At 69.0% G+C, this 22,806-nt stretch carries 22 protein-coding genes and 1 pseudogene; 15 read left to right on the top strand and 8 right to left on the bottom strand.

What is annotated here, in order from left to right:
- Positions 1-4: 4 nt before the first annotated feature.
- The 4 genes from AX769_RS17840 to AX769_RS17825 are packed head-to-tail and all read left to right on the top strand — an operon-like array spanning position 5 to position 4,861.
- Positions 5-1,336: an extracellular solute-binding protein gene (locus AX769_RS17840; protein ID WP_066281981.1), complete on the top strand. Its 1,332-nt coding sequence runs from the start codon at positions 5-7 to the stop codon at positions 1,334-1,336.
- Positions 1,333-2,304 (top strand): carbohydrate ABC transporter permease, encoded by a 972-nt coding sequence (locus tag AX769_RS17835; protein ID WP_239451845.1) that lies wholly within the window; start codon positions 1,333-1,335, stop codon positions 2,302-2,304. The genes AX769_RS17840 and AX769_RS17835 overlap by 4 nt, the downstream gene beginning before the upstream one ends.
- Positions 2,301-3,149, top strand: coding sequence for a carbohydrate ABC transporter permease (locus AX769_RS17830; protein ID WP_066281980.1), 849 nt, complete (start codon positions 2,301-2,303; stop codon positions 3,147-3,149). Before AX769_RS17835 ends, AX769_RS17830 begins: the two co-directional genes overlap by 4 nt.
- A gap of 47 nt (positions 3,150-3,196) precedes the next feature.
- Positions 3,197-4,861 carry a glycoside hydrolase family 13 protein gene (locus AX769_RS17825; RefSeq protein WP_066281978.1) on the top strand — a complete coding sequence of 555 codons (1,665 nt, stop codon included), beginning with the start codon at positions 3,197-3,199 and terminating at the stop codon, positions 4,859-4,861.
- Between the two features lie 835 nt (positions 4,862-5,696).
- On the opposite strand, the gene AX769_RS17820 is transcribed toward AX769_RS17825, so the two are convergent.
- The 3 genes from AX769_RS17820 to AX769_RS17810 form a co-directional block, all read right to left on the bottom strand.
- Complete coding sequence (locus AX769_RS17820; RefSeq protein WP_066281977.1) at positions 5,697-6,620, bottom strand: ABC transporter ATP-binding protein; 924 nt, start codon at positions 6,618-6,620, stop codon at positions 5,697-5,699.
- Positions 6,617-6,979, bottom strand: a complete 363-nt coding sequence (locus AX769_RS17815; protein ID WP_066281976.1) for a GntR family transcriptional regulator — start codon at positions 6,977-6,979, stop codon at positions 6,617-6,619. Before AX769_RS17815 ends, AX769_RS17820 begins: the two co-directional genes overlap by 4 nt.
- Before the next feature lie 84 nt (positions 6,980-7,063).
- The gene (locus tag AX769_RS17810) at positions 7,064-7,696 is read right to left on the bottom strand and encodes a TetR/AcrR family transcriptional regulator (protein ID WP_066281974.1); all 633 of its coding nucleotides are present in this window, start codon (positions 7,694-7,696) and stop codon (positions 7,064-7,066) included.
- 91 nt (positions 7,697-7,787) lie between these two features.
- Here AX769_RS17810 and AX769_RS17805 point away from each other — a divergent pair, with 91 nt between their 5' ends.
- Positions 7,788-8,507, top strand: a complete 720-nt coding sequence (locus AX769_RS17805; RefSeq protein ID WP_066281973.1) for an SDR family oxidoreductase — start codon at positions 7,788-7,790, stop codon at positions 8,505-8,507.
- 7 nt (positions 8,508-8,514) lie between these two features.
- Here the strand turns inward: AX769_RS17805 and AX769_RS17800 are convergent, their stop codons facing one another.
- From AX769_RS17800 to AX769_RS17780, 5 genes and pseudogenes are all read right to left on the bottom strand, one after another.
- Positions 8,515-8,805, bottom strand: coding sequence for an ATP-binding protein (locus AX769_RS17800; protein WP_066281971.1), 291 nt, complete (start codon positions 8,803-8,805; stop codon positions 8,515-8,517).
- 200 nt (positions 8,806-9,005) lie between these two features.
- Positions 9,006-9,212, bottom strand: a pseudogene (locus AX769_RS26095) (histidine kinase dimerization/phospho-acceptor domain-containing protein); the annotation flags it as partial.
- A gap of 560 nt (positions 9,213-9,772) precedes the next feature.
- Positions 9,773-10,459, bottom strand: a complete 687-nt coding sequence (locus tag AX769_RS17790) for a response regulator transcription factor (protein ID WP_066281967.1) — start codon at positions 10,457-10,459, stop codon at positions 9,773-9,775.
- Positions 10,460-10,518: 59 nt separating this feature from the next.
- Entirely contained in the window at positions 10,519-11,802 is a 1,284-nt protein-coding gene (locus AX769_RS17785; protein WP_066281966.1) for an LCP family protein, read from the bottom strand.
- 110 nt (positions 11,803-11,912) lie between these two features.
- Complete coding sequence (locus AX769_RS17780) at positions 11,913-12,389, bottom strand: GNAT family N-acetyltransferase (protein ID WP_066281965.1); 477 nt, start codon at positions 12,387-12,389, stop codon at positions 11,913-11,915.
- A 135-nt stretch (positions 12,390-12,524) separates the two neighbouring features.
- Here AX769_RS17780 and AX769_RS17775 point away from each other — a divergent pair, with 135 nt between their 5' ends.
- The 10 genes from AX769_RS17775 to AX769_RS17730 all read left to right on the top strand — a co-directional run bounded on the left by AX769_RS17775 (position 12,525) and on the right by AX769_RS17730 (position 22,782).
- A complete protein-coding gene (locus AX769_RS17775; RefSeq protein ID WP_066281963.1) occupies positions 12,525-14,087 on the top strand; it encodes an ABC transporter substrate-binding protein in 1,563 nt (520 codons plus the stop codon).
- A 58-nt stretch (positions 14,088-14,145) separates the two neighbouring features.
- A complete protein-coding gene (locus tag AX769_RS17770; protein ID WP_066281960.1) occupies positions 14,146-15,360 on the top strand; it encodes an amidase in 1,215 nt (404 codons plus the stop codon).
- 79 nt (positions 15,361-15,439) lie between these two features.
- A complete protein-coding gene (locus tag AX769_RS17765; RefSeq protein ID WP_066281959.1) occupies positions 15,440-16,396 on the top strand; it encodes an ABC transporter permease in 957 nt (318 codons plus the stop codon).
- Complete coding sequence (locus tag AX769_RS17760) at positions 16,393-17,277, top strand: ABC transporter permease (protein WP_066281957.1); 885 nt, start codon at positions 16,393-16,395, stop codon at positions 17,275-17,277. The genes AX769_RS17765 and AX769_RS17760 overlap by 4 nt, the downstream gene beginning before the upstream one ends.
- A 2-nt stretch (positions 17,278-17,279) precedes the next feature.
- Positions 17,280-18,278 (top strand): ABC transporter ATP-binding protein, encoded by a 999-nt coding sequence (locus AX769_RS17755; RefSeq protein ID WP_066281955.1) that lies wholly within the window; start codon positions 17,280-17,282, stop codon positions 18,276-18,278.
- Positions 18,275-19,339, top strand: coding sequence for an ABC transporter ATP-binding protein (locus AX769_RS17750; protein ID WP_066281954.1), 1,065 nt, complete (start codon positions 18,275-18,277; stop codon positions 19,337-19,339). The genes AX769_RS17755 and AX769_RS17750 overlap by 4 nt, the downstream gene beginning before the upstream one ends.
- Positions 19,336-20,169 (top strand): M55 family metallopeptidase, encoded by an 834-nt coding sequence (locus AX769_RS17745; protein WP_066281953.1) that lies wholly within the window; start codon positions 19,336-19,338, stop codon positions 20,167-20,169. The genes AX769_RS17750 and AX769_RS17745 overlap by 4 nt, the downstream gene beginning before the upstream one ends.
- Before the next feature lie 106 nt (positions 20,170-20,275).
- Positions 20,276-21,121 (top strand): isoaspartyl peptidase/L-asparaginase family protein, encoded by an 846-nt coding sequence (locus AX769_RS17740; protein ID WP_082763911.1) that lies wholly within the window; start codon positions 20,276-20,278, stop codon positions 21,119-21,121.
- A 66-nt stretch (positions 21,122-21,187) separates the two neighbouring features.
- On the top strand, positions 21,188-22,072 hold the full coding sequence (locus tag AX769_RS17735; protein ID WP_066281952.1) for a MurR/RpiR family transcriptional regulator: 885 nt from the start codon (positions 21,188-21,190) through the stop codon (positions 22,070-22,072).
- A gap of 11 nt (positions 22,073-22,083) precedes the next feature.
- Entirely contained in the window at positions 22,084-22,782 is a 699-nt protein-coding gene (locus AX769_RS17730; protein ID WP_066281951.1) for an SDR family NAD(P)-dependent oxidoreductase, read from the top strand.
- Positions 22,783-22,806: the final 24 nt, after the last annotated feature.

Genomic DNA, 22,806 nt, shown 5'->3' with positions numbered 1-22,806 from the left:
ACGTATGGACGTGGGTCGAAGAAGTCTCATCGCCGGGTCGCTGGGGGCGGCAGGTCTGGTTGCACTGGCCGGCTGTGCACCGGCGGCCAAGCGCACCACCGTCGCCGATTGGCCGACCGACCCCGGCAGCGAGCCGGCGACGATCAGTTGGTGGAGCTCGAGCATCGCGAGCGACACGGGCGGCGACCTGCGGCCGGCGCTCATCGCCCTGTTCAACAAGACCTACCCGCACATCAAGGTCAGCATCGTGGCGGCCCCGGCCGACACCGACACCAGCCGCACGACGCTGACGACGCAGATCGCGGCCGGCTCCGACAGCCCCGACGTCGTGCTCGGCGACATCGCCTGGCCGGGCCAGTTCGCCGCGAACAAGCTGGCGGTGCCGCTCAAGACGCTCGTGCCGACCGACTTCTGGCAGCAGTACCCCGAGGGGCTGCGGAAGGCGGCGGAGGTCGGCAGCGACTACTACATGTTCCCCGTCTACATCGACGAGTCGTTCGTGGTCTACCGCAAAGACCTGCTCGCCAAGCACTCGCTGCAGGTGCCGAACTCGTGGGAGGAGCTCGCGTCGACATCGAAGAAGCTCATCGCGGCGGGCGACGTCGACTACGGCTTCGTCTACCAGGGCAACGTCTACGAGGGCATGACCTGCAACAGCGTCGAGTTCGTGGCCGACGCCGGCGGCGTGCTCACCAACTCTGCGATCACGCGGTCGGAGGCGACCAGCTCGGCGGACAAGCGGGCCTTCGAGTACATGAACTCGCTGATCGACCAGAAGGTCACCCCTCGCGCGGCCCTCACCTACATCGAGCAGTCGAGCCTCGACGCCTTCACGACGGGCCGCGCAGCGTTCCTCCGCAACTGGTCGTACGCCTACGACACGGCCAACAGCCCCAGCGCCTCGTCGGTGGCCGGCAAGGTGGGCATCCGCTCGCGGCCGGGCTTCGACGGCGGGCCGCAGGGCAACAGCACCATCGGCGGCTGGGGCAACTACATCAACCCCCACACGTCGCATCCGGCCGCCGCCCTCGCGTTCGCGAAGTGGATGGCCGACGAGGAGGCCCAGCAGCTCATCGTGCGGAAGGGCGGGGCGATCCCGGCCCGGGCCGCGTCGCTCACGAGCGCCGACGCCGTGAAGGCGAACCGCCCGCAGTACCGCATCGCGAAAGACATCACGCTCGTGCCGCGGCCCACCGCGACGAAGTTCTACCCGAAGCTGTCGCAGGCGATCTACGTCAACGCCAACTCGCTCGCCGCCGGGCAGTCGGCCATCGCCGGCGGCACCGCCCGCATGTCCAATCAGATGGACACGGCTCTCGCGGGACAGGCGCTGTGAGCACGGCACGCCAGGCGCAGGCGACCTCTCGCGCCCTCTCCCGGACGATCAAGCAGGATCGCGGCAACCGCGTCGGTCGTTCGCTCGCCTCCAAGAAGTCCCGGTCGGCCTGGCTCTTCGCCGGCCCCGCCCTGCTCGTCATCGCGGTCGTCACGGTCTTCCCGGTGCTGTACTCGGTCGTCCTGAGCTTCGCCAAGGTGTCGATCAACTACGACGGATTCCAGATCGACGGCTTCACCGTCGGCAACTACGGCGCCCTCACGCAGAGCAGTGACTGGTACCACGCCCTCGCGTTCACCTCGCTCTACACGGTCATCACCGTGGTGGTCGAGCTCGTGCTCGGGATGCTCTCGGCGCTCGTGCTCGAGCGCCTCGGGGCGACCCGTGGCTGGATGCTCGCGCTGCTGCTGATCCCGTGGTCGCTGGTCACGATCGTCTCCGCGCAGCTGTGGAAATACATCTACGACTCGACCTACGGCATCGCGACCTGGGGCATCTCGCTCTTCACCGGCTCCGACCCCGTGATCCTGGGCGAGCCCGTCAGCTCGGGCGCCGCGCTCATGGTCGCCGACATCTGGAAGACGACGCCGTTCGTCGCCATCATCCTGCTCGCCGGGCTCGTCATGATCCCCGAAGAACAGTACGAGGCGGCCGAGCTCGACGGCGCCGGCGCCTGGAAGTCGTTCTGGCGGGTCGTGATGCCGCAGCTCATGCCGACGTTCACCATCGCGGTGCTCTTCCGTGTGCTCCAGGCGTTCGGCGTGTTCGACCTGCCGTTCGTGCTGACGCAGGGCGGCCCCGGCACCAGCACCCAGACTCTCGCGATCATGGGCTACAAGGTGCTCTTCCAAGACATCAACATCGGGCCGGGCGCCGCCATCGCGACGTCGACGGCCGTCATCGTGGGGCTCGGGTGCCTGATCTTCCTCCGAGCGTTCCGCAACCAGGCGAGAGGGGAACGCGAATGAGCCGCATCAGGAGGCGCTCCGGCTGGAGGCGCTGGGTCAACCCCGTCAACATCGGCGGCCTCGTGATCGCCGTCCTCACCGCGGCGCCGCTCTACTGGCTGCTCGTTTCATCGTTCAAGTCGCCGAACGACGTCGCCGCGACGCCGCCCGAGGCCGTGCCGTTCCACTTCACGCTCGACAATTTCGTGCAAGCGTTCGTCACGAACGACCTGCTGCAGTACATGCTGAACAGCGTGATCGTCGCCGTGTCGACGACCGTGCTCGTGCTCGCCCTGTCACTCTTGGCCGGGTACGCGCTCACGGGCCGCAACATCAAGGGCGGCACGGGGATCATGACGGCGCTGCTGATGCTGTCGGTCTTCCCCGCGATCGCCGTCCTGACGCCGATCTACCTGATCGAGCGCTCGATCGGGCTGCTCAACAGCTACCCGGGGCTCATTATCCCCTACGTCGCGTTCAACCTGCCGTTCGCCATCTGGATCATGCGCAACTACCTGCAGGGCATCCCGTCGACGATCGAGGAGGCCAGCGAGATCGACGGGGCGGGGCCGTGGCGCACGGTCGTCTCGGTGATCCTGCCGATGTCGAAGCCCGGTCTCTTCACCGTGGGCGTGTTCACGTTCACGGCGGCGTGGAGCGAGTTCTTGATGGCGCTCACCTTCAACAGCGAGACGAGCTTCCGCACGATCCCCGTCGGCATCGCCCTCTTCGGCACGCAGTTCAGTGTGCCCTACGGCGCCATCTTTGCCGCGTCGGTCTCGGCCACGATCCCCATCGTGATCCTGGTGCTGATCTTCCGGCGATCGATCGTGTCGGGCCTCACGTCCGGCGCGGTCAAGGGCTGACACGCCCGCATCTCCACCCCACCACACACGCTCGAGGAGCACTCTGCATGTCGAACACCTTCATCCCCGCCGACACCGAGACGGACGGGGGCTCGGCGGCCGCCGACTGGTGGCGCCAGGCCACGGTCTACCAGGTCTACCCGCGCAGCTTCGCCGACAGCGACGGCGACGGCCTCGGCGACATCCGCGGGGTGACCAGCAAGGTGCCCTACCTCAGCGCTCTCGGCGTCGACGCGATCTGGCTGAGCCCGTTCTATCCGTCCGCCCTGGCCGACGGCGGCTACGACGTGGCCGACTATCGCGACGTCGACCCGAAGCTCGGCACGCTCGCCCACTTCGACGAGCTCGTCGAGGCGGCCCACTCGGCCGGAATCAAGGTCGTCGTCGACATCGTGCCGAACCACACGTCCGACCAGCACGCCTGGTTCCAGGAGGCCTTGGCGTCCGAGCCCGGGTCGACGGCCCGCGCGCGCTACATCTTCCGTGACGGCCTCGGCGACGACGGCTCGACCCCGCCGTCGACCTGGCCGTCGAACTTCGGCGGCAGTGCCTGGACGCGCCTGCCCGACGGGCAGTGGTATCTGCACCTGTTCGCCCCTGAGCAGCCCGACCTCGACTGGTCGAACCCCGAGGTGCGGGACGACTTCAAGACGACCCTGCGCTTCTGGGCAGACCGGGGTGTCGACGGCTTCCGAGTCGATGTCGCCCACGGCCTCGCCAAAGACCTCGCCGAGCCTTTCCGCGACGCCAACCCGAAAGATTTCGGTCTGCCCACCGACGGCAGCGACCCCCTCTACGACCGCGACGAGGTGCACGAGATCTTCGAGGGCTGGCGCGAGGTCTTCAACGAGTACGACCCGCCGCGCACGGCCGTCGCCGAAGCCTGGGTGCCGCGATCGCGCGTGTCGCTCTACGCCCGGCCGACCGAGCTCGGCCAGGCCTTCAACTTCGAGCTGCTGCGCTCGGACTTCGACGCCACCGCCTTCCGCGCCATCATCGAGAACAACCTCGCGCTCGCCGCCGAAAGCGGCGCGTCGAGCACCTGGGTGCTGTCGAACCACGACGTCGTGCGCCACGCCACGCGCTACGGCCTCCCCACCGGCACCGACCAGGACGCCTGGCTGCTGAGCGACGGCACGACGCCGCCTCTCGACGCCGAGCAGGGCGCCCGCCGCGCCCGGGCCGCGACGCTTCTTCTGCTGGCCCTGCCCGGGTCGGCCTACCTCTACCAGGGCGAAGAGCTCGGGCTGTTCGAGGTCGCCGACCTGCAGCCGACCGACCTGCAGGATCCGGTGTGGACCCGTTCGTCGCACGAGCGCAAGGGTCGAGACGGTTGCCGGGTGCCTCTGGCCTGGGACACCTCGGCGCCCGCTTTCGGCTTCGGCACGCACACGCCGCACCTGCCCCAGCCCGCCTGGTTCGCCGACTACGCCGTCTCGGTGGAGGAGGGCGTCGAGGGGTCGTCGCTCGAGTTCTACCGCACGGCGCTGGGGCTGCGCCACGAGCTGCAGCAGGGCGAGAGCCTCGCGTTCCTGCCCTCCGACGGCGAGACGGTGTCGTTCGACCGGCACCGCGGCTGGCGTTCGGTGACGAACTTCGGCACCGGGCCCGTCGCGCTGCCGGCGGGCGAGGTGCTCGTCGCCAGCGGCCCGCTCGGCTCCGAGGGCACCCTGCCCGGTGAGACGACGGTCTGGCTGCGTCCGAGCAGCTGACCACGCAAGCAGGCCGAAGCGGGGTCACAGCCATGACGGCTGCGGCCCCGCTGCGGCGTCTGTGAGCGACGCCGGTCAGCTTCGGGGGTGGCCCTCCGCAGCACCGCGAAGCTCGCGAGGGCTGCGACCGCGGTCGGCACCAGCAGCCAGCTCGCGACCCCGAGCGGGCCCGCGTTCACGAACCACTGCCCGACGGCCGGCCAGCTGCCGCCGAACGACACGACCGCCAGGGCTACGACGGCGAGGACAGCCAGCGTCGCGCCGCCGAGCATGACGCCGAGAGCCCTCCAGCGCATGAAGAGCGTGCCGGCCATCGCCCCCGCGAAAAAGCAGAACAGCAGACCGAAGAACACGATCAGCAGCCGCTGGCCGACGTTCGCCCCGAAGTAGATCGACGTGAACAGGTGGCCGCCGAGGAACCAGCCGCCGGTCGCCGTCTCCGCCATCGACAGCAGCGAGAACGCCACCGAGAAGGCCGCGGCCAGCAGGATGAAGGTCACCGCCGACCCGAGAGAGAAGTCGCGGCGGGTCACGCTCAGCCCGAGCGCGAAGGGGAACGTCGCCGTGACGACCTGCAGGCCGAGGATCAGCATGAACACGAAGATGTAGAAGCTGCCCCCGCTGAACTGCGTGCCCTGGAGTGCCGCGTGACGGTCGGATTCCGAGGTCGTGGCCGAGATGATGAACCACACGGCCGCGTTGATCAGCAGGATGGCCGCCATCACGAGACCCGGGACGACGAGCACCTGCCGTCGGTTGACGAGGTTCAGCCGCACGACTCGTCCGACGCGGGTGGTGGTGGGCACGGGGCGGGCCGCGCCCGCTGCGATGGTGGTCATGCGCTCGTCTCCAAGGCTCGGTTCTGCGAGGGGTCGGCATCGACCCCCGTCTTCTGCACGATCAGCTGCTGCAGCGAGACGCCCGACAGCTCGAGCCCCTGCGCGACGGCGTCGATGCGCTCGGCCGGGGTCAGCGACTCGACCGTGATGGAGGCCAGGCCCCCCAGCCCCTCGCGATGCAGCACGGGGTGACCCGCGGCGAACCGGTCGACGGCGGCTCGGGCACCCGCCACCACGGTCGCGGCACCGCGCAGCGAGTCGGCGTCGTCGTCGATCACGACCCGCCCCTCGTCGATCACGATGACGTGCTCGAGGATGTTCGACACCTCGTCGATCAGGTGCGTCGACAGGATCACCGTGCGCGGGTTCATCGTGAAGTCGTCGAGCAGGCGGTCGTAGAAGATCTGCCGGGCCACGGCGTCGAGCCCGAGGTAGGGCTCGTCGAAGAACGTCAGCGGGGCCCGGGAGGCCAGGCCGACGATCACGCCCACCGCCGAGAGCTGGCCACGCGACAGCTTCTTCATGCGCCGGCCGAGCGGCACGCGGAAGTCGGAGATCAGCCGTTCGGCGAAGTCGGCATCCCAGTTCTCGAAGAACCACGGCGCGCTGCGGAAGACGTGCGCGGCGGTGAAGTCTTCGGGGTAGCGCTGGCTCTCTTTGATGAAGCAGATGCTGCGCAGCACCGCGGCGTTCTCGACCGGCCTCGCGCCGAATACCGAGACCGAGCCGCTGGAGGCGAAGTCCTGCCCCGTCAGCAGCTGCATGATGGTGGTCTTACCGGCCCCGTTGCGGCCGAGGAGGCCGTAGATGCGGTCGGAGTCGACGGTGAAGCTGACGTCGTCGACTGCGGTGAACGAGCCGAAGCGGCGGGTGAGGCCCTCGACTGTGACAGCCGGGGTGGTCTGACTCAGTGCGGTCATGCTCTGATGCCTTCCGTGAGGATCATGTCGGTGAGTTGGTCGGGGCCGATACCGAGATTTTCGGCCTCGCGAAGGAGCGGCGCGACGAATTCGTCGCGGAACGACTGGCGGCGGCGCGCCATGAGGCGCTCGCGGGCGTCGGCCGTGACGAACATGCCGATGCCGCGCTTCTTGTAGAGAATGCCGTCGTCGACGAGGCGGTTCACGCCCTTGCCGGCGGTGGCCGGGTTGATGCGATGGAACGCGGCGAACTCGTTCGTCGACGGCACCTGGGTCTCGGGCGGGTAGACGCCGGCGAGGATGTCGTTCTCGACCTGCTCGGCGATCTGGACGAAGATCGGCTTGCCTTCTTCGATCATTCGCCCTCCCTCCCGCTTCGTTGGTTAATTACCTGTGTAACTAACCAACCAGGGCAAGGCGCCGTTGTCAAGAGGTGCGTGCGATCAGGAGGCGACGCCGAGGGCCGGGAGCACGATGTCATCGATCACGGTGACGTAGAAGTCGCGCGGAGCCGTCTCGCCCACGGCGTTCAAGCGGTGCGTGCTCATCGCGGGGACCACCTCGGCGACCACGGGGATCTTCGCGATCATGCCCGCGAGGATCTCGCCTCGCTCGGCTGCGCGCTCCAAGATCCGCCGGTACACCTCGACGTACGGTTCGGTCACCTCCGAGCGGACGACGTCCCCCAGGCTCGCTGAGCTGCGAGTGGCCGACGCGAGCCCTGCGAAGACCGCGAGGCGCCGTTCGGAGCCACCGAGCCACGTCGAATCCACGACCGCGATCAGATCCGACCGGAGCGACCCGTGATCCGGCAGCGCATCGACCTCGGGCGGCCGCCCGATCGAGCGGATGGCAGCCAGCGCGAGGTCCTCCTTCGTCGCCCACCTCCGGTAGAGCGTCGTCTTGGCCTTGCCCGTGCGCGCCGCGACCTCGTCGAGCGTGAGCCGGTCGTACCCTCGCTCGCCGACGAGGTCGAGGGCGGTGGCCAGGATCGTCGCGTCGCTCGAGTGGTCGAACGGGCGGCCGGTTCGCCCCACGGCGGGCTTCGTCGCGTCGGTGCGGGGCAAGGGCTTCACGTCAGAAGAGTATCCCGGGCTGTCGATTTACGCTACTCAGGCGTAGCGTATGTCTCCAGCGGTCCACTCGGGCCGCCAGGAAGGAGCAGCAATGCAGATCGACAATTCTGTGATCGTGATCACCGGCGCATCCTCGGGCATCGGTGCCGCCACCGCTCGGGCCGCGTCAGTCCGCGGCGCCCGCGTGGTGCTGGCAGCTCGACGCGAAGACAGGATCACGGCGCTCGCCGACGAACTCGCGCACGCCGTCGCCGTGCGCTGCGACGTCACCGACCGAGCCGACCTCGACTCGCTCGTCGAGCGGGCCCTCGACGAGTTCGGGCGCGTCGACGTGCTCGTGAACAACGCCGGCCAGGGTCTACAGGCCACGGTCGAGCAGATCGATCTCGACGACTTCCGCGCCGTTCTCGAGCTCAACCTCGTCGCACCTCTGGCGGCCATGCAGGCCGTCCTGCCTGCCATGCGTCGCCAGAAGGCCGGGGCCATCGTGAACGTGAGCTCGGGCACGACTTTCGGCGACGTGCCGGGAACGGGTGGCTACGTCGCGTCGAAGATCGCCCTCGAGCGACTCTCGGCGATCGCTCGCAACGAGCTCGACGGCACCGGCATCACGGTGTCGACGGTCATCCCGTTCGCCACCAGCACCGAGTTCCTCACCTCGATCCGGGCCGGTCGCGCCGACGCCGAAGCGATGACGTCGGGTGCCGACTTCGACACGCCCGACCAGGTCGCCGACGCCGTCCTGCACCTCGTCGAGAGCGGTGAGGCCCGCCTCGACCTGGTGCCCGCGGCCTACGGCGGCAGCCGCTGACCCGGGGTCAGGCCCCCTGCTCGGCCGCGAGCCCGATCTCGACGACGGCCCCTCCGCGCTCGGCGTTGCGGAGGGTGAGCTGGAGGCCCATGGCGGTCGCGTGCTGCACGGCGATCGCGAGGCCGAGGCCGGCGCCGCCACTCGCGCCGCGGCGGGCGAAGCGCTGCGGGCCCGCCTGCAGGATGTCGTCGGGGAACCCGGCGCCGTGATCCTGCACCGTGATCGTCGAGCTCGCGAGGGTGATCTCGATCGGCGGGCGGCCGTGCCGTGCCGCGTTGGCGAGCAGATTGACCAGCACGCGTGAGAGGCGCCGGGAGTCGACGCTCGCGTAGCCGTCGTGCTCGACGACGACGGTGCAGTCGTGCGCCTCGGGGAGGTCTCGACGATGTCGCGGACGAGGGTGGGCAGGTGCACCGTCTCGACGGTGACGGCGTCGATGCCCGCCTCGGCCCGGCCCAGCTCGAGCAGGTCTTCGACCAGGGTCTGCATGCGTCGGATCTGGTGCCGCACCCGCTGGCTGTCGGGGCTCTCGTCGAGGAGCGACGACGCGCTGACCAGAGCGGTGAGCGGTGTCTTCAGATCGTGCGCGACGTCGGCGGCGAACGCTCGCTCGCGGTCGAGCCGCAGGCGGAGGTTCTCGGCCGAGCGCGCGATGCCGAGCGAGATGACGGCCACCTCGTCACGCCCCTCGGGCAGGGCGCCCATCTCGCCGTCGACGGCCTGGTTGATCGACCCCGCGACCCGGCGCAGGCGGCGCGTCAGGCTGCCGGCGATCAGCCAGCCGATCACGATCGAAGCGACGGCCGACGCGATGCCGGCGATGACGAACGTCGAGCGCAGCTCGGCCCACTGCCGGTCGACGGGCGCGTTGGACAGCTTGACCGACAGCACGGCCTCGGGCTCGAGCCTCTCGGCGGCCCACATGAAGCGCCCGTCGTCGAAGGTGACGATCGACTTGTCGTCGAGGGCCCGGGCGGCTGGGGCCGGAAGCACGGCCGGATTCAGCGACGCATTGGCGGGCAGCGAGCCGCCGAGTGCGCGCCCGGCGAGGGCGAGCCGCAGCTGCCCCGCAGCCTCGTCACGCAGCTGATCACGCGCGCCGGAGAGCGAGGCGTTGGCGAACAGGGCCCCCGATATCAGGATCAGCGCGATGGTGAACAGCGAGAACGCGACCGCCGTGCGGGCGCGCAACGACTGCCACAGTGGCACCCGCGACGCGATGGCGGGCTGCGTCGGCGGCGAGGTGGACCAGCGGGCCGACGTGCTCACGCGCTGTCCATCCGGTAGCCGATGCCTCGCACGGTCTCGATGCCGGCCGTGTCGAGCTTCTTCCGCAGCCGCTGGACGTTCGTGTCGACCACGCGGCCGTAGCCCCAGCCCTCGTCGCCCCAGACCATCGAGACCAGCTGGTCGCGGCTCAGCGCGAGGCCGCGGTTGTCGAGCAGCACGATGAGCAGCTTCAGCTCGGTCGGGCTGAGGCTCACGGCCTCGGCACCTCGGCGGACGACCATGGCGTCGCGGTCGAGGGTGAAGTCGCCGAACGTCTCGTCGACCGTGGCGGGCTCGCTGTAGCGGCGCAGTACCGAGCGGATGCGGGCCGTCAGAATGTCGGGGTCGAAGGGCTTCGTGACGTAGTCGTCGGCGCCGAGGTCGAGCCCGCCGATGATGTCGGAGGGCAGTGCGCGTGCCGAGAGGAGGACGACGGGGATGCCCAGCTCGCGGAGCCGACGGGTCAGCGCCAGGCCGTTCATCCGGGGCATCGCGATGTCGAGGAGCGCGATGTCGGGCGCGTCGTCGACGCAGGCCGACAGCGCCTCGAGGCCGTCGCGCGCGACTCGGACGTCGAATCCGCGCCGCTCGAGCACGAGGGCCGTCGTCTCGCGCACGTCGTCGTCGTCCTCGGCCACGAGCACGACCGGGCGGCGGCCCGCCTCGGGTGTGTTCGGTGTCATGTCGCCCCCGATCGTTCGAAATCTCCTGCTGATCAGGATGCCAGGATCCGGGGGCGCCGCTAGTCCCCCTTGCCGGTGCACGTCTCTTGAGCCGCGCTCTGCCCGGTCGACGTGTCGGGCAGGACGGCGGCTGATGCCGACGACGCCCCGGTTGACGAAGGCGCCGAAGAAGCAGGGGAGGGGGCGGTGGTTGCTGCGGGTGCAGGGGTCGCGAGTCGCGCCGACTGACCGAGGCTGCCGGGCGAGAGCTGGATCGCCTGATTCGTCGACAGGGCGTGCTTCAGGATCGTGACGCCGTCGGGATCCGCCAGCAGGTGTGCGCTGTCCGCCGGGTCGGCCACAGTCGGATACTGCAGGAAGACGATGTTGCCGAGCCCGATGCTCTTCACGGCCAGGGCGATCTTGACGACCGTCGGCACATCGAGGGTCGACGACTTCTGAACGCTCTTCAGGGCGGCCGATGCGAGCGAGTAGAGCCGTACCGGGTTCGACAGGGTGCCGCTCGACACGATCTGCCGCATCAGGGCCGACATGAACACCTGCTGGTTGCTGATGCGGGCGGTGTCGCCGCCGTAGCCGACGCTGTCGCGGGTGCGGAGGAAGGCAGCGGCCTGCGCGCCCTGCAGCACGTGGGTGCCGGCAGTGAGATCGAGTGCCGGCGTGACGTTGTCGTCGACGATGGGCGTCGCGAGGCAGACGGACACGCCTCCGATCGCATCCGTCATCCTGACGACCCCGTCGAACTGCAGCATCGCCGCGTAGTCGATCTGCACGCCGGTCAGCGAGGCCACGGCCGAGGCGACGCACTGGAGACCGTGGTTCACCCCGCCGTCGGCGAGGGCCGTGTTGAGCATGACGCCCGTGCGAGCCGGTTCGACCGTGCCCGTGTCGTCTTCGCAGGCCGGCATCGTCACCACCAGGTCCCGGGGCAGATCGATCACGGCCATGCTCGTGTGCTGCTGGTTGATGTGGACGAGCAGGTTGGTGTCGTTGTTGCCGACGCCGCTGCTGCCGCGGAGGTTCGCGGCGTCGTCGAAGCCTGCGCCCTGACCCGTGCGCGTGTCGGATGCCACGACGAGCATGTTGACCTCCCCGCTGAAGGCCGAGAGGGCGGGCGCCTTGTGCACCGCTGCGCCCGACGGTGCCGCCGCGTGGAACGCGACCGACGGCTCGGCGCTGTGCGCCAGCGACCACGCGGCGATCCCGCCGGCCGATGCCGCACCCACCACGGCGACCACGGCCGCGATTCCGATCGCCTTGAGCGCCGTCTTGGCGGGGCTTCGGCGAGGGAGCCGGCCGTGACGGGCCGCGCCGTCGTGTCTCTTGTCGGAGGCAGCAGACATGTCTTCTCGATTCCGTCGGGCGCCCGGGCGCGCCTGATCGGAGCCGAAGCTAGCGAGGGTGTGTGTCAGTTCTGTGTCGGTCGGCGACACAGACGGCGCTCGCCGCAGGCTCAGAGGTCGAGAGTCATCCGCACGTAGCCCGGCTGCTCGGGGTTGGGCTCGCCGGCCCGGAAGCCGACGCGCGAGTAGGCCCGGAATGCGGGCTCGTTGCCCGGCACGACGTGCATCGACAGCGAGCGCGCGCCGAGGGCCCTCGCCTCGACGATGGCGGCCTCGACCAGGGGAACGGCGAGACGTCGCCCGCGCAGCGACGGCGCGATCGCGATGCGGGCGAGACGGAAGACGTGCCCGCCTTCGTCCACCAGGTCGACATGGCCGGCGACGGGGTCGTCGGCGATCGTCATCGTGAACGAACGCACGCCCGGCGCGAGAGCCCGTGCTTCGAGGTCGTCACGAGTGAGGGGCCACGTCGCCGCAAAACCGGCGAAGAGTCGCAGTTCGTCGAGATCGGCGAACCACGAGAGCACGTCGTCGGTGTCGTCGGGCGCGAATGGGCGCAGCGAAACGGCCGGGGTCACATCGTTCACCGTTTCATTACCTTGTCTTTCAAACGTAACAAGATCGAAAAAATCTGCCGTTACTGTAACTAACAATACGCACCCCTCCACCACACGTTCTGCGACACCGCACCCCTCGAGGTGCAGAAAGTAGTGAGGCATCCAATGAAGAAACGCCTGGGAGTAGTGATCGCGGCAGTGGTCACGGCCGCGGCGCTGACGCTGAGCGGCTGCAGTGCCGGCGGCGGCGGCTCGACCTCGAGCAGCGGCAAGCCGACGAAGGGCGGCAACCTCGTCATGGCCCGCTCGGCCGACATCATCTCGATGGACAACACGACGACCTTCGACAACAACTCCATCCGTGTGATGGAGCAGATCATGGAGCCGCTGTTCCAGGCGAGCGCCGACGGCACGAAGCTGCAACCGTGGCTCGCCACCGGCTACACGATGTCGGCCGACAAGAAGACCTACACGATCCACCTCCGCAAGGGCGTGAAGTTCTCGAACGGCAAGGCTCTCACGGCCGCCGACGTGAAGTTCTCGATCGACCAGGACACCGCGACCGGCGCCGCCGGCTGGGGCTTCATCAACTCCGCCATCCAGACCGTCACGGCGACCGACGCGAACACGGTCACCATCCAGCTGAAGTACGCCTGGGCCCCGCTCATCGCCGACCTGTCACTGTTCTCGAACGGCATCGTGCCCGCGAACTACGGCGGCAAGACGAAGGCCGAGTTCTACAAGGCTCCCGTCGGCACCGGCCCCTACGTCTGGGACTACTGGAAGAAGGGGCAGTCGCTGAAGCTCACCGCCAACAAGAACTACTGGCAGAAGGGCAAGCCCTACCTCAGCAGCGTCACCTGGAACGTCGTGCCCGACGCCAACACCCGGAAGCTCCAGGTGCAGGGCGGCCAGATCGACATCGACGACACTCCCGACTGGTCGAGCCTCGCCTCGCTCAAGTCGGCGAGCGGTGTGAACGCCGAGACGTTCCCGTCGACCCAGATCGACTACATCGCCTTTAACCAGAAGCGCGCGCCGTTCAACGATCCGCACATCCGCACGGCGATCTCGGAGGCGACAGACCGCCAGGCCATGGTCAAGGCCGTGCTCTACGGCAACGGCAAGCCCGCCTACTCGCTGCTCATGCCGGGTGTGCCCTACTTCTCGTCGAACGCGGGCGGGGCCAAGTACGACGTCGCGGCCGCCAAGAAGGAGATGGCCGCGTCGACGAAGCCGAACGGTTTCACGACGACGCTGCTCATCTCGTCGGGCGACCCGAACCAGGCCTCGATCGCGCAGATCATGCAGTCCGAGCTGAAGGCGATCGGCATCACGATGAAGATCCAGCAGCTCGACCCGACGGCGAACAAGCAGGCACGGCTCAAGTCGGACTTCGACATGGCCTGGTCGGCGTGGACGATGGACATCCCCGACCCCGACGAGTGGACGAGCTTCGCCGTCGACCCCTCCGGCGGATCGAACTCGGCGTTCACGTCGTACAACAACGCGGCCGTCATCAAGCTGAACAAGGAGGCGGAGGTCGAGACCGACACGACCAAGCGTCAGAACCTCTACACGCAGCTCCAGCAGCAGACGAGCAAGGACGCCTTCTTGGACTACCTCTTCTACTCGCCGTACGTCTACGCGACGACGACCAAGGTCAAGGGATTCCATGTGACGCCTCTCGGCAACTACCTGCTGCAGGACGTCTACAAGACGAGCTAGCAGCAGGATCAGCAGCACCAGCGACACCAGCACCGCCATCGACGACGAGAGGGGCACCATGGACGCATCGCAGGAGGTTCGCGACCGAGTCGAACAGCTCGGCCGCCCACTGAACGCGGTCGTCCGGGTGCTCCCCTCGTCGCCCTCGACCGCCCCCGCGGGCCCGCTCCACGGTCTCGCGGTGGCGGTCAAGGACATGATCGACGTCGAAGGCCAGCCTCGCGGCAACGGCAACCCCGACGACATGGCCGGCCCGCCAGCCGCCGCCGACGCACCGATCGTCGCCGACCTCCGGGCGGCAGGAGCCGACGTCGTCGTATTGGCCGCACTGCTCGAGTACGCCGCAGGGGCGCAGCACCCCGACCTCCCCGAGGCCCGCAACCCCCGGGCTCCCGGCCTCACTGCCGGCGGCTCGAGCGGAGGGTCGGCGGCCCTCGTCGGCGCGGGCGCCGTGCCGCTGGCTCTCGGCACCGACACCGGCGGCTCGATCCGCCTGCCCGCGCACTACTGCGGCGTCGTCGGCTTCAAGCCGACCCACGGCACGTTCTCGGTCGACGGTGTCCAGGCGCTCGCGCCGACGCTCGACCACGTCGGGCTGCTCGCCGTCGACGTCGCCACGACGGTCACAGCGGTCGAGGCGCTGACCAGGATGCAGGTCGCCGGCCCGCCTGAATCCCTTACCATCGGCATCCTGCGATCGCAGCTCGACGACGAGCGGCTCGACGTCGACGTGCGGCTCGCCGTCGACGCCGCGATCGAGAGACTGGGGGAGGGGAACCGTCTCGTCGACATCGACAGCGCGCCCCTCGACCGGCTGAACGACTCGATCGCCGCGATCATCCTGTTCGAGGCGTGGCAGGTGCACGGCGAGGCCATGACGGCCCGGCCGGAGCACTTCGGTGGGGCGACTCGTCGGCTGTTCGAGGTGGCCTCGCGAGTGACTGCGGCCGACTACGCCGAGGCGCTGAGAGAGCGCGACCGGCTGCTGCCGGAGGCTGCCGCCCTTCTGGACGACTGTGACGTCCTGCTCGGGCCTGCCGGGCCGTTCGTGTCGCCCGAGTGGACGCCGCCGATCGACACTCCCGAAGGAGAGGTCGAGGGCATCTTCTCGGGCCCGTACAACATGACCGGGCAGCCGGCGATCGTGATCCCGTGCGGCATGACCGAGGCCGGCCTGCCCGTCGGTCTCCAGCTGGCGGGGCGGTACGGCGACGACGCGGCGCTGCTCTCGGCGGCCTGCCTGATCGAGTCGCAACTCGTCTTCTCGACGTAACAAGTTCGAAAGAAATACCCCTTACTGTAATAAACAGTACAAACAGGCATCGGTCACATCCGAGAGAGGAGGGCGCGACATGCTCCACCGTCTGCGATTCATCCCCGGGCGCATCATCCAGTCGATCCCCGTCGCCCTGGGCGTCACGCTCATCGTGTTTTTCATGGCGCACCTGCTGCCCGGCAACGCCGCCCTCGCCCTGCTGGGGCAGCGCGCGACGAAGGCGAGCGTCGCCGCCCTCAGCGCGCACCTCGGCCTCGACAAGCCGCTGTGGCAGCAGTACTTCATCTTCCTGGGCGACCTGTTCCGCGGCAACCTCGGCGAGAGCCTGACGTATCAGACGCCCGTCGTCGGCCTCGTGCTGCAGGCCATCCCGGTCACGCTGTCGCTGCTCCTGTTCGCCCTGATCCTGGCGCTCGCGATCAGTATCCCGCTCGCAGCGCTGGCCTCGTTCCGCCCCGGTGGCGCGCGCGACCTCGGCGTGCGCGGCTTCACCCTGCTCGGCCAGGGGATGCCGCAGTTCTGGCTCGGCATTATGCTGATCCTGCTGCTCGGCGTGACCGTTCGGCTCTTCCCTGTCGGCGGCTACGGGCAGTCGGCGGCCGACCACCTCTACTACCTGTTCCTGCCGTCGCTGACCCTTGCGATCGCGATGTGCCCGACGATCATCCGCAGCCTCCGGTCGTCGATGATCAACGTGCTCGGCTCGGAGTACGTCGGCACGGCCAAGTCGAAGGGCGCCTACGGGGTCGGGCTCTTCCGCGGCCATGTGCTCCGCAACGCGGCGATCCCCACGGTGTCGGTCGTCGGCGTGAACCTCGGCTTCCTCGTCGGCGGGTCGCTGGTCATCGAGCGGGTCTTCGCCCTGCCCGGGCTCGGTTCGCTGATGATCAACTCGATCTTCACCCGCGACTTCCCGACCATCCAGGGCGTGACGTTGTTCGTCGCCCTCTTCGTCGTGGTCGTCGGCATCCTGACCGACGTCGTCTACACCCTGCTCGATCCGCGGGTCGACCTGAGCGGAGCGAGCGCATGAGCACCCCCACCGCGACCCTCGTCAGCTTCAAGTCGCGTCGCCGCAGCAATCGCTCACGGGCACTGACGCCCTGGTATCGCAACCGCTCGCTGATGGCTGGCATCGTCATCGTCGGGGCTCTGGTGCTGATCGCGATCCTGGCGCCCGTCATCGCCCCGTTCGACCCCATCAAGCAGAACCTCGAGAACGCCCTGGCGAAGCCGTCGGCGACCCACTGGCTCGGCACCGACAAGTACGGTCGCGACGTGCTCTCCCGTCTCATCTGGGGCGCCCGGGTCGACCTGCGCATCGGCTTCCTCGCCGTGCTGATCCCGTTCGTCGTCGGCACCCTCATCGGCGGGATCGCCGGCTACTTCGGCGGCTGGCTCGACACGGTGCTGATGCGCATCGTCGACATCTTCTTCGCCTTCCCGTTCTACGTGATGGTGATCGTCCTGGTCTTCATCTTCGGCTCGGGTGAGTTCAGCATCTACATCGCCATCGCCGCCGTCTCGTGGGTGTCGTACGCCAAGATCGTGCGCGGCGAGGTGCTGGTGGCCAAGCAGCAGGACTACGTGGTCGCGGCCCGCCTCGGCGGCATGTCGCACGCCCGCATCATGCTGCGGCACATAGGCCCGAACGTGCTGTCGCAGGCGATCATCTACGCGATGAGCGACATCGTCATGGACATCATGGCGATCGTCACCCTGGGCTACCTCGGGCTCGGAATCGCGCCGCCGACCGCCGAGTGGGGCTCGATGATCAACGACGGCCAAGAGTTCATCACGACGCAGTGGCAGCAGGCCACCATCCCCGGTCTAGTCGTCGTCGTCACCAGCCTCGGGCTCTCATGGCTCGGCGACGGGCTCTCCGACCTCCTCAGCCCCGAAAGAAGGAAGTGACCATGGCCGACACGCTGCTCAGCGTCACCGACCTCCGCGTCGGAATCCGCCGCAAGGGGCGAGCCGACACGGTGATCGTCGACGGCGTCTCGTTCGACGTCGCCAAGGGCGAGCGCTTCGGCATCGTCGGCGAGTCGGGATCCGGCAAGTCCATCACCCTCCGCGCGATCGCCGACCTCCTGCCGAAGGGCGTCGAGGTGCTCTCGGGCAGCATCCGCTACGACGGCCGCGAGCTCGTGGGTATGCCGCCCATCGAGCGCCGGGCCCTGATGGGGCCCGAGATCGCCATGATCTTCCAGGAGCCGATGACCGCCCTGAACCCGGTCATCCGCGTCGGGGAGCAGATCGCGGAGGGGCCGAGGCGACACCTCGGCCTCTCCAAGGCGGCTGCGATGGAGCTCGCGATCCGGATGATGGCGAAGACCGGGATCCCCGATCCGGTGAGACGTGCCCGTGCCTACCCGCACGAGCTCTCCGGCGGCCTGCGCCAGCGCATCATGATCGCGATGGCCGTCTCGTGCGACCCCAAGCTGATCCTCTGCGACGAGCCGACCACGGCTCTCGACGTGACCGTTCAGCACCAGGTGCTCAAAGTGCTGGAGGGGCTCTGCGACGACCTCGGCACTGCACTGGCCTTCGTGACGCACGACCTCGCGGTGGTCAACCAGACCTGCACCGACCTCGCCGTCATGTACTCCGGGCACGTCGTCGAGTCGGGCAAGGTGAAGGACGTCCTGCGCGATCCGCGTCACCCCTACACGAAGGGCCTCCTCGACTCGGCGCCCGACTTCGACCAGCCCGACCGCCAGCTCGTGTCGATCCCGGGCTTCCCGCCGAACCTCGCGGCGCGACCGAGCGGCTGCCCCTTCGCGCCGCGCTGCGTGTTCGTCGTCGACGCCTGCCGCGAGGCCATGCCGCCGCGTGTCGAGGTCGCGCCGGGGCACGACGCCGCCTGCATCGAATCCGATCGGATCTTCGTCCACGAGGAGGTGCACGCGTGAGCCGCGCGACGATCACGACCCCCGGCACCGCAGCGCCCGTGCTGCGGGTCGCGGACATCACGAAGACGTACCACCTGCCCACCACGATCGTCTCGAAGCTGGTCGGCAACCGCGACCAGCACACCAGCCTGAAGGCTCTCGACGGCATCGACCTGCAGCTCGAGAAGGGCGAGATCCTCGCGCTCGTCGGCGAGTCGGGGTCGGGCAAGTCGACGCTGGCCAAGATCCTCGTCGGCTCGGCCACGGCGACCTCCGGCGAGATCGACTACGAGGGTTCGCCGATGCCCGCGCACCGCGATCGCACGGCGAGCCGGCGCATCCAGATGGTGTTCCAGGATCCCTACTCGTCGCTGAATCCACGCATCTCAGTCGGCTCGATGCTCCGCGAGCTTCTGCTCTTGCACAAGATCGTGCCGCGGAGCGAGATCCGGGCCGAGAGCATCCGCCTGCTCAACCTCGTCGGCCTCGAAGAGGACGCCCTCGACGCCTACCCTGGCCAGTTCTCGGGTGGCCAACGCCAGCGGCTCGCCATCGCGCGCGCCCTCTCGGTGCGGCCTGACATCCTGATCGCCGACGAGCCGGTGTCGGCTCTCGACGTGTCGGTGCAGGCCACGATCCTCGACCTGTTCGCCCGGCTGCAGAGCGAGCTCGGCCTCAGCATCCTGTTCGTCGCCCACAACCTCGCCGTCGTCCAACACCTCAGCCAGCGGGTGGCCGTGATGTACCTCGGCCGGATCGTCGAGGTCGCCGAGACGGCCGAGCTCTTCCGCAACCCTCGGCACCCCTACACGCGCGCGCTGATCGACTCGATCCCGCGGATGACCGCCGAGAGCGTCAACGAGGAGTTCGAGCTCGAGGGCGAGCCGCCGAGCCCGTTCGACGTGCCCGCCGGCTGCCGCTTCAACCCGCGCTGCCCGTGGGCGGTCGACGCCTGCCGCGTCACCGACCCGGCTCTCGCCGAGGTCGCCCCCGGCCACGACAGCGCGTGCCTGCGGGCCGCCGAGCTCGACGACGCCCCACCATCCGGAATCACGAACGCAGCAAGGAGCACCACCGTATGAAGGTCTGGATGTCGCTCGACATGGAGGGCGTCGCCGGCGTCGTCGACTGGGATCAGTGTCGCCCGGGCTCGCCGTCGTACGCGCTCGGCTGCGAGCTGCTGCAGGCCGAGGTCAACGCCGCGATCGAGGGCGCCATCGCGGGGGGCGCGACCGAGATCGTACTCAACGATTCGCACAGCCGCATGGCGAACCTCGATCCGCGCCGGATCGCCGGCAACGCCCGCTACCTCTCGGGTCGCCACAAGCCGCTCTACATGATGCAGGGGCTCGACGACTCGTTCGACGCCATCTTCTTCGTCGGCTACCACGGATCCATCTCGGGCGCGCCGTCGACGATGTCGCACACCTACAACCCCGAGGTCTTCTCAGGGGCCACGGTCAACGGCGCCTACGTCGGCGAGAGCGGCATCAACGCGCTCGTCGCCGACCACTACGGCGTGCCCATCGCATTCGTCTCGGGCGACTCCGTCACCTGGGACGAGACCGCGCCGTTCGCCCCCGGCGGCGTCAACGTCGTCACGAAGGAGTCGGTCTCGCGGGCCAGCGCCCTCAACCTGCACCCCGACGAGTCGTGCCGCCTGATCCGCGAGGGCGCCGAAGCCGCAGTGCGCAAGGTCGCCGAAGGCGGCGTCGGCGTGCCCGCGATCGCCAAGCCCGCGACCCTAGGGCTGGAGTTCCAGTCGGCCGACATGGCCGACATCGCCACCTGGGCGCGCGGGGTCACGCTCACGGGGCAGCGCTCCGTCGAGATCGTCGGAGACGACTTCCTCGAGATTTTCAAGTCGTTCGTCGCCGTGAACTACATCACGCGCCAGGCGGGCGGCCGCTGATGGGCCGCGACGAAGAGGCCATCGCGGCCCCCGAGAGCTCCGCCTCTGGGAAGAGCCCCCGCGCGGCGGCTACGCGCTCGCCCTCCACGGCGGTGCCGGAGGCCGCATCCAAGAGCTCTCGGCCGAGAGCCGAGCCGACTTCGAGCGGGGCCTGACCCTTGCCTACGAGGCAGGATCGGGAGTGCTCGCCTCGGGCGGGAACGCGGTCGACGCCGTGTGCGCGGCCGTCGAGCAGCTCGAGAACCACCCGCTGTTCAACGCCGGTCACGGAGCAGCCCTCACCGCGGACGGGCGCGCCGAGCTCGACTCCTCCGTCATGGACGGCGCCACCGGCCTGGCCGGTGCGATCGCCGCGTCGAAGCACGCGAAGAATCCCGTCTTCCTGGCTCGGAGCGTGATGCAGCGGAGCGCGCACCTGCTGCTGGTCGACCCGAGTGCCGATCTCGTCGCATCCTGGGATCTCGAGACCGTCTCGCCCGACTACTTCGTCACCGGCGCCCGCCTCGAGCAGCTCGCCCGCATCCGGGCGCTCGAGGTGCCGGCCGCGCGACACGGCACCGTGGGCGCCGTCGCGCGGGACAGCCGCGGCTCGATCGCCGCGGCCACCTCGACCGGGGGCATGGCGAACCAGCACGAGGGCCGCGTCGGCGACTCGCCGATCATCGGGGCCGGCACCTACGCTCGCGACGGCCTTGCCGCCGTGTCGTGTACGGGCGAGGGCGAGGCTTTCATCCGCGGCGTCGTGGCCTACGACATCGCCGCCCGGATGCGCTATCTCGGCTCGGGCCTCGGCGAGGCCGTCACGACCACGGTCGAGACCGAGCTGACCGCCAAGGGCGCCAGCGGAGGTCTCGTGGCTGTCGACTCCGACGGCCGCGTCGTCGTCGCCCACAACTCGCCCACGATGTTCGCCGCTTTCGCAAACGAGAACGGAATCGTCATGCTGACATGACCGGTGGCGGGGGCCCGGCCACGAGCCGCCCCCGTCACCACCGTCCCTCACGAGAAAGAGACCAGCATGACCATCGACGACGAGATCTTCGCCCGGATGGGCGAACTCAGCCCCGCCGAGAAGAAGGTCGCCCGCGCCCTGCTGTCGACATACCCCAGCGCGGGCCTCGACAGCGCGGCGAGCCTCGCCAAGTCGGCCGGCACCTCGACCCCGACCGTCCTCCGACTCGTCTCCCGCCTGGGCATCGGCAGCTACCCCGACTTCCAGAAGCGCCTCCGCGAAGAGATCACGCACCACATGAACAGCCCGGTGAGCCGCACCGAGCAGCGGCGTCTCGAGCACGAGCAGTCGGATCTCTTCCAGGACGCCATCGCGGGCAAGATCGCTCTCGTCGAGGCGCTTGCGACCAGCGTGCCGCCGAGCGAGTTCGACAACGCGGTGCAGGTGCTGGCGAGCAAGCCGAAGCAGGTCACCATCTCGGGCGGGTACTTCAGCCGGTACTTCGCCATGCTGCTCGCCGCACAGCTCGATCAGGCCATCCCCAACGTCGACTACATCCAGGAGCCGCTGGGCCACGACATCGGCAAGTTCCTGCGCGTCTCGACCGGGGGCGTCGCCATCATCCTCGACTTCAGGCGCTACGAGCTCGCGGCCAAGCAGGTCGCCGAGGTCGCCCGCGGGCAGGGCGCCACCGTCATCGTCATCACCGACCAGGGGCTGTCGCCCGCAGCAGAGGCTGCGCACATCGTGCTGCCCGTCGTCGTGGACGGCATCCCGTTCGACTCGGTCGTCGGCCTCGTGGTGCTGCTCGAGGCCCTCGTCGAGGGTGTGCTCCTCGCGACCGGAGAGCGCGGGATCGCTCGCATGAAGCAGTGGGAGAACTCCGTCGACATCGCACGGGCCTACCGCACCTCGGTCAGCACCGACAGTACCTCCACATCCACCGACTAGAAGGACATCCAATGGCAGAGCTCGACGGACAGACCGCGATTGTGACCGGAACCGCGCAGGGGATCGGCCGTGCGATCGCGGACCGCCTCGAGCGCGCCGGGGCGACCGTGCACCGGGTCGACAAAGACACCGTCGACCTCAGCGACTCGGCCGCGGTCGAGGCCTGGTTCGCGACGCTCGGCGACATCGACATCCTCGTCAACGACGCCGGCGGCGTGGTCGGCCAGACGCACGTGCCGATCGACGAACTCGACGACGCCACCTGGAACGCGGTGATCGCCGCGAACATCACCACCACCATGAACTGCACCCGTGCAGCCGCCCGCGTGATGAAGAGGCGCGGCTACGGCCGCATCGTCAACATCTCCTCCGGCGCGGGGCGGAGCGTGAGCCTCACCGGGGTCCAGGCGTACACGACCGCCAAGGCCGGGCAGATCGGCTTCAGCCGACAGATGGCCCACGAGCTCGGCCCGCACGGCATCACCGTCAACTGCATCTGCCCCGGCTTCGTGCTGTCGAACCCGACCACGCAGGCGCAGTGGGACAGCTACGGCGAGGAGGGCCAGCGAGCCCTGCTCGACAGGATCGCGACTCGGCGGACCGGCACCCCCGACGACATCGCCCGCGGGGTCGAGTTCTTCGTCTCGCCGGACGCGTCGTGGGTCAGCGGCCAGACCATCTCGATCGACGGCGGGCACTCCCTCTTCTAGGGAGCGCGAGGCCAGGAGGAGACC

The organism is Frondihabitans sp. PAMC 28766, assembly GCF_001577365.1.
In the GTDB taxonomy this organism is placed as follows: domain Bacteria; phylum Actinomycetota; class Actinomycetes; order Actinomycetales; family Microbacteriaceae; genus Frondihabitans.
Note: the sequence above shows the minus strand (reverse complement) of the source record. Positions and strands in the feature narration are given on the sequence as shown.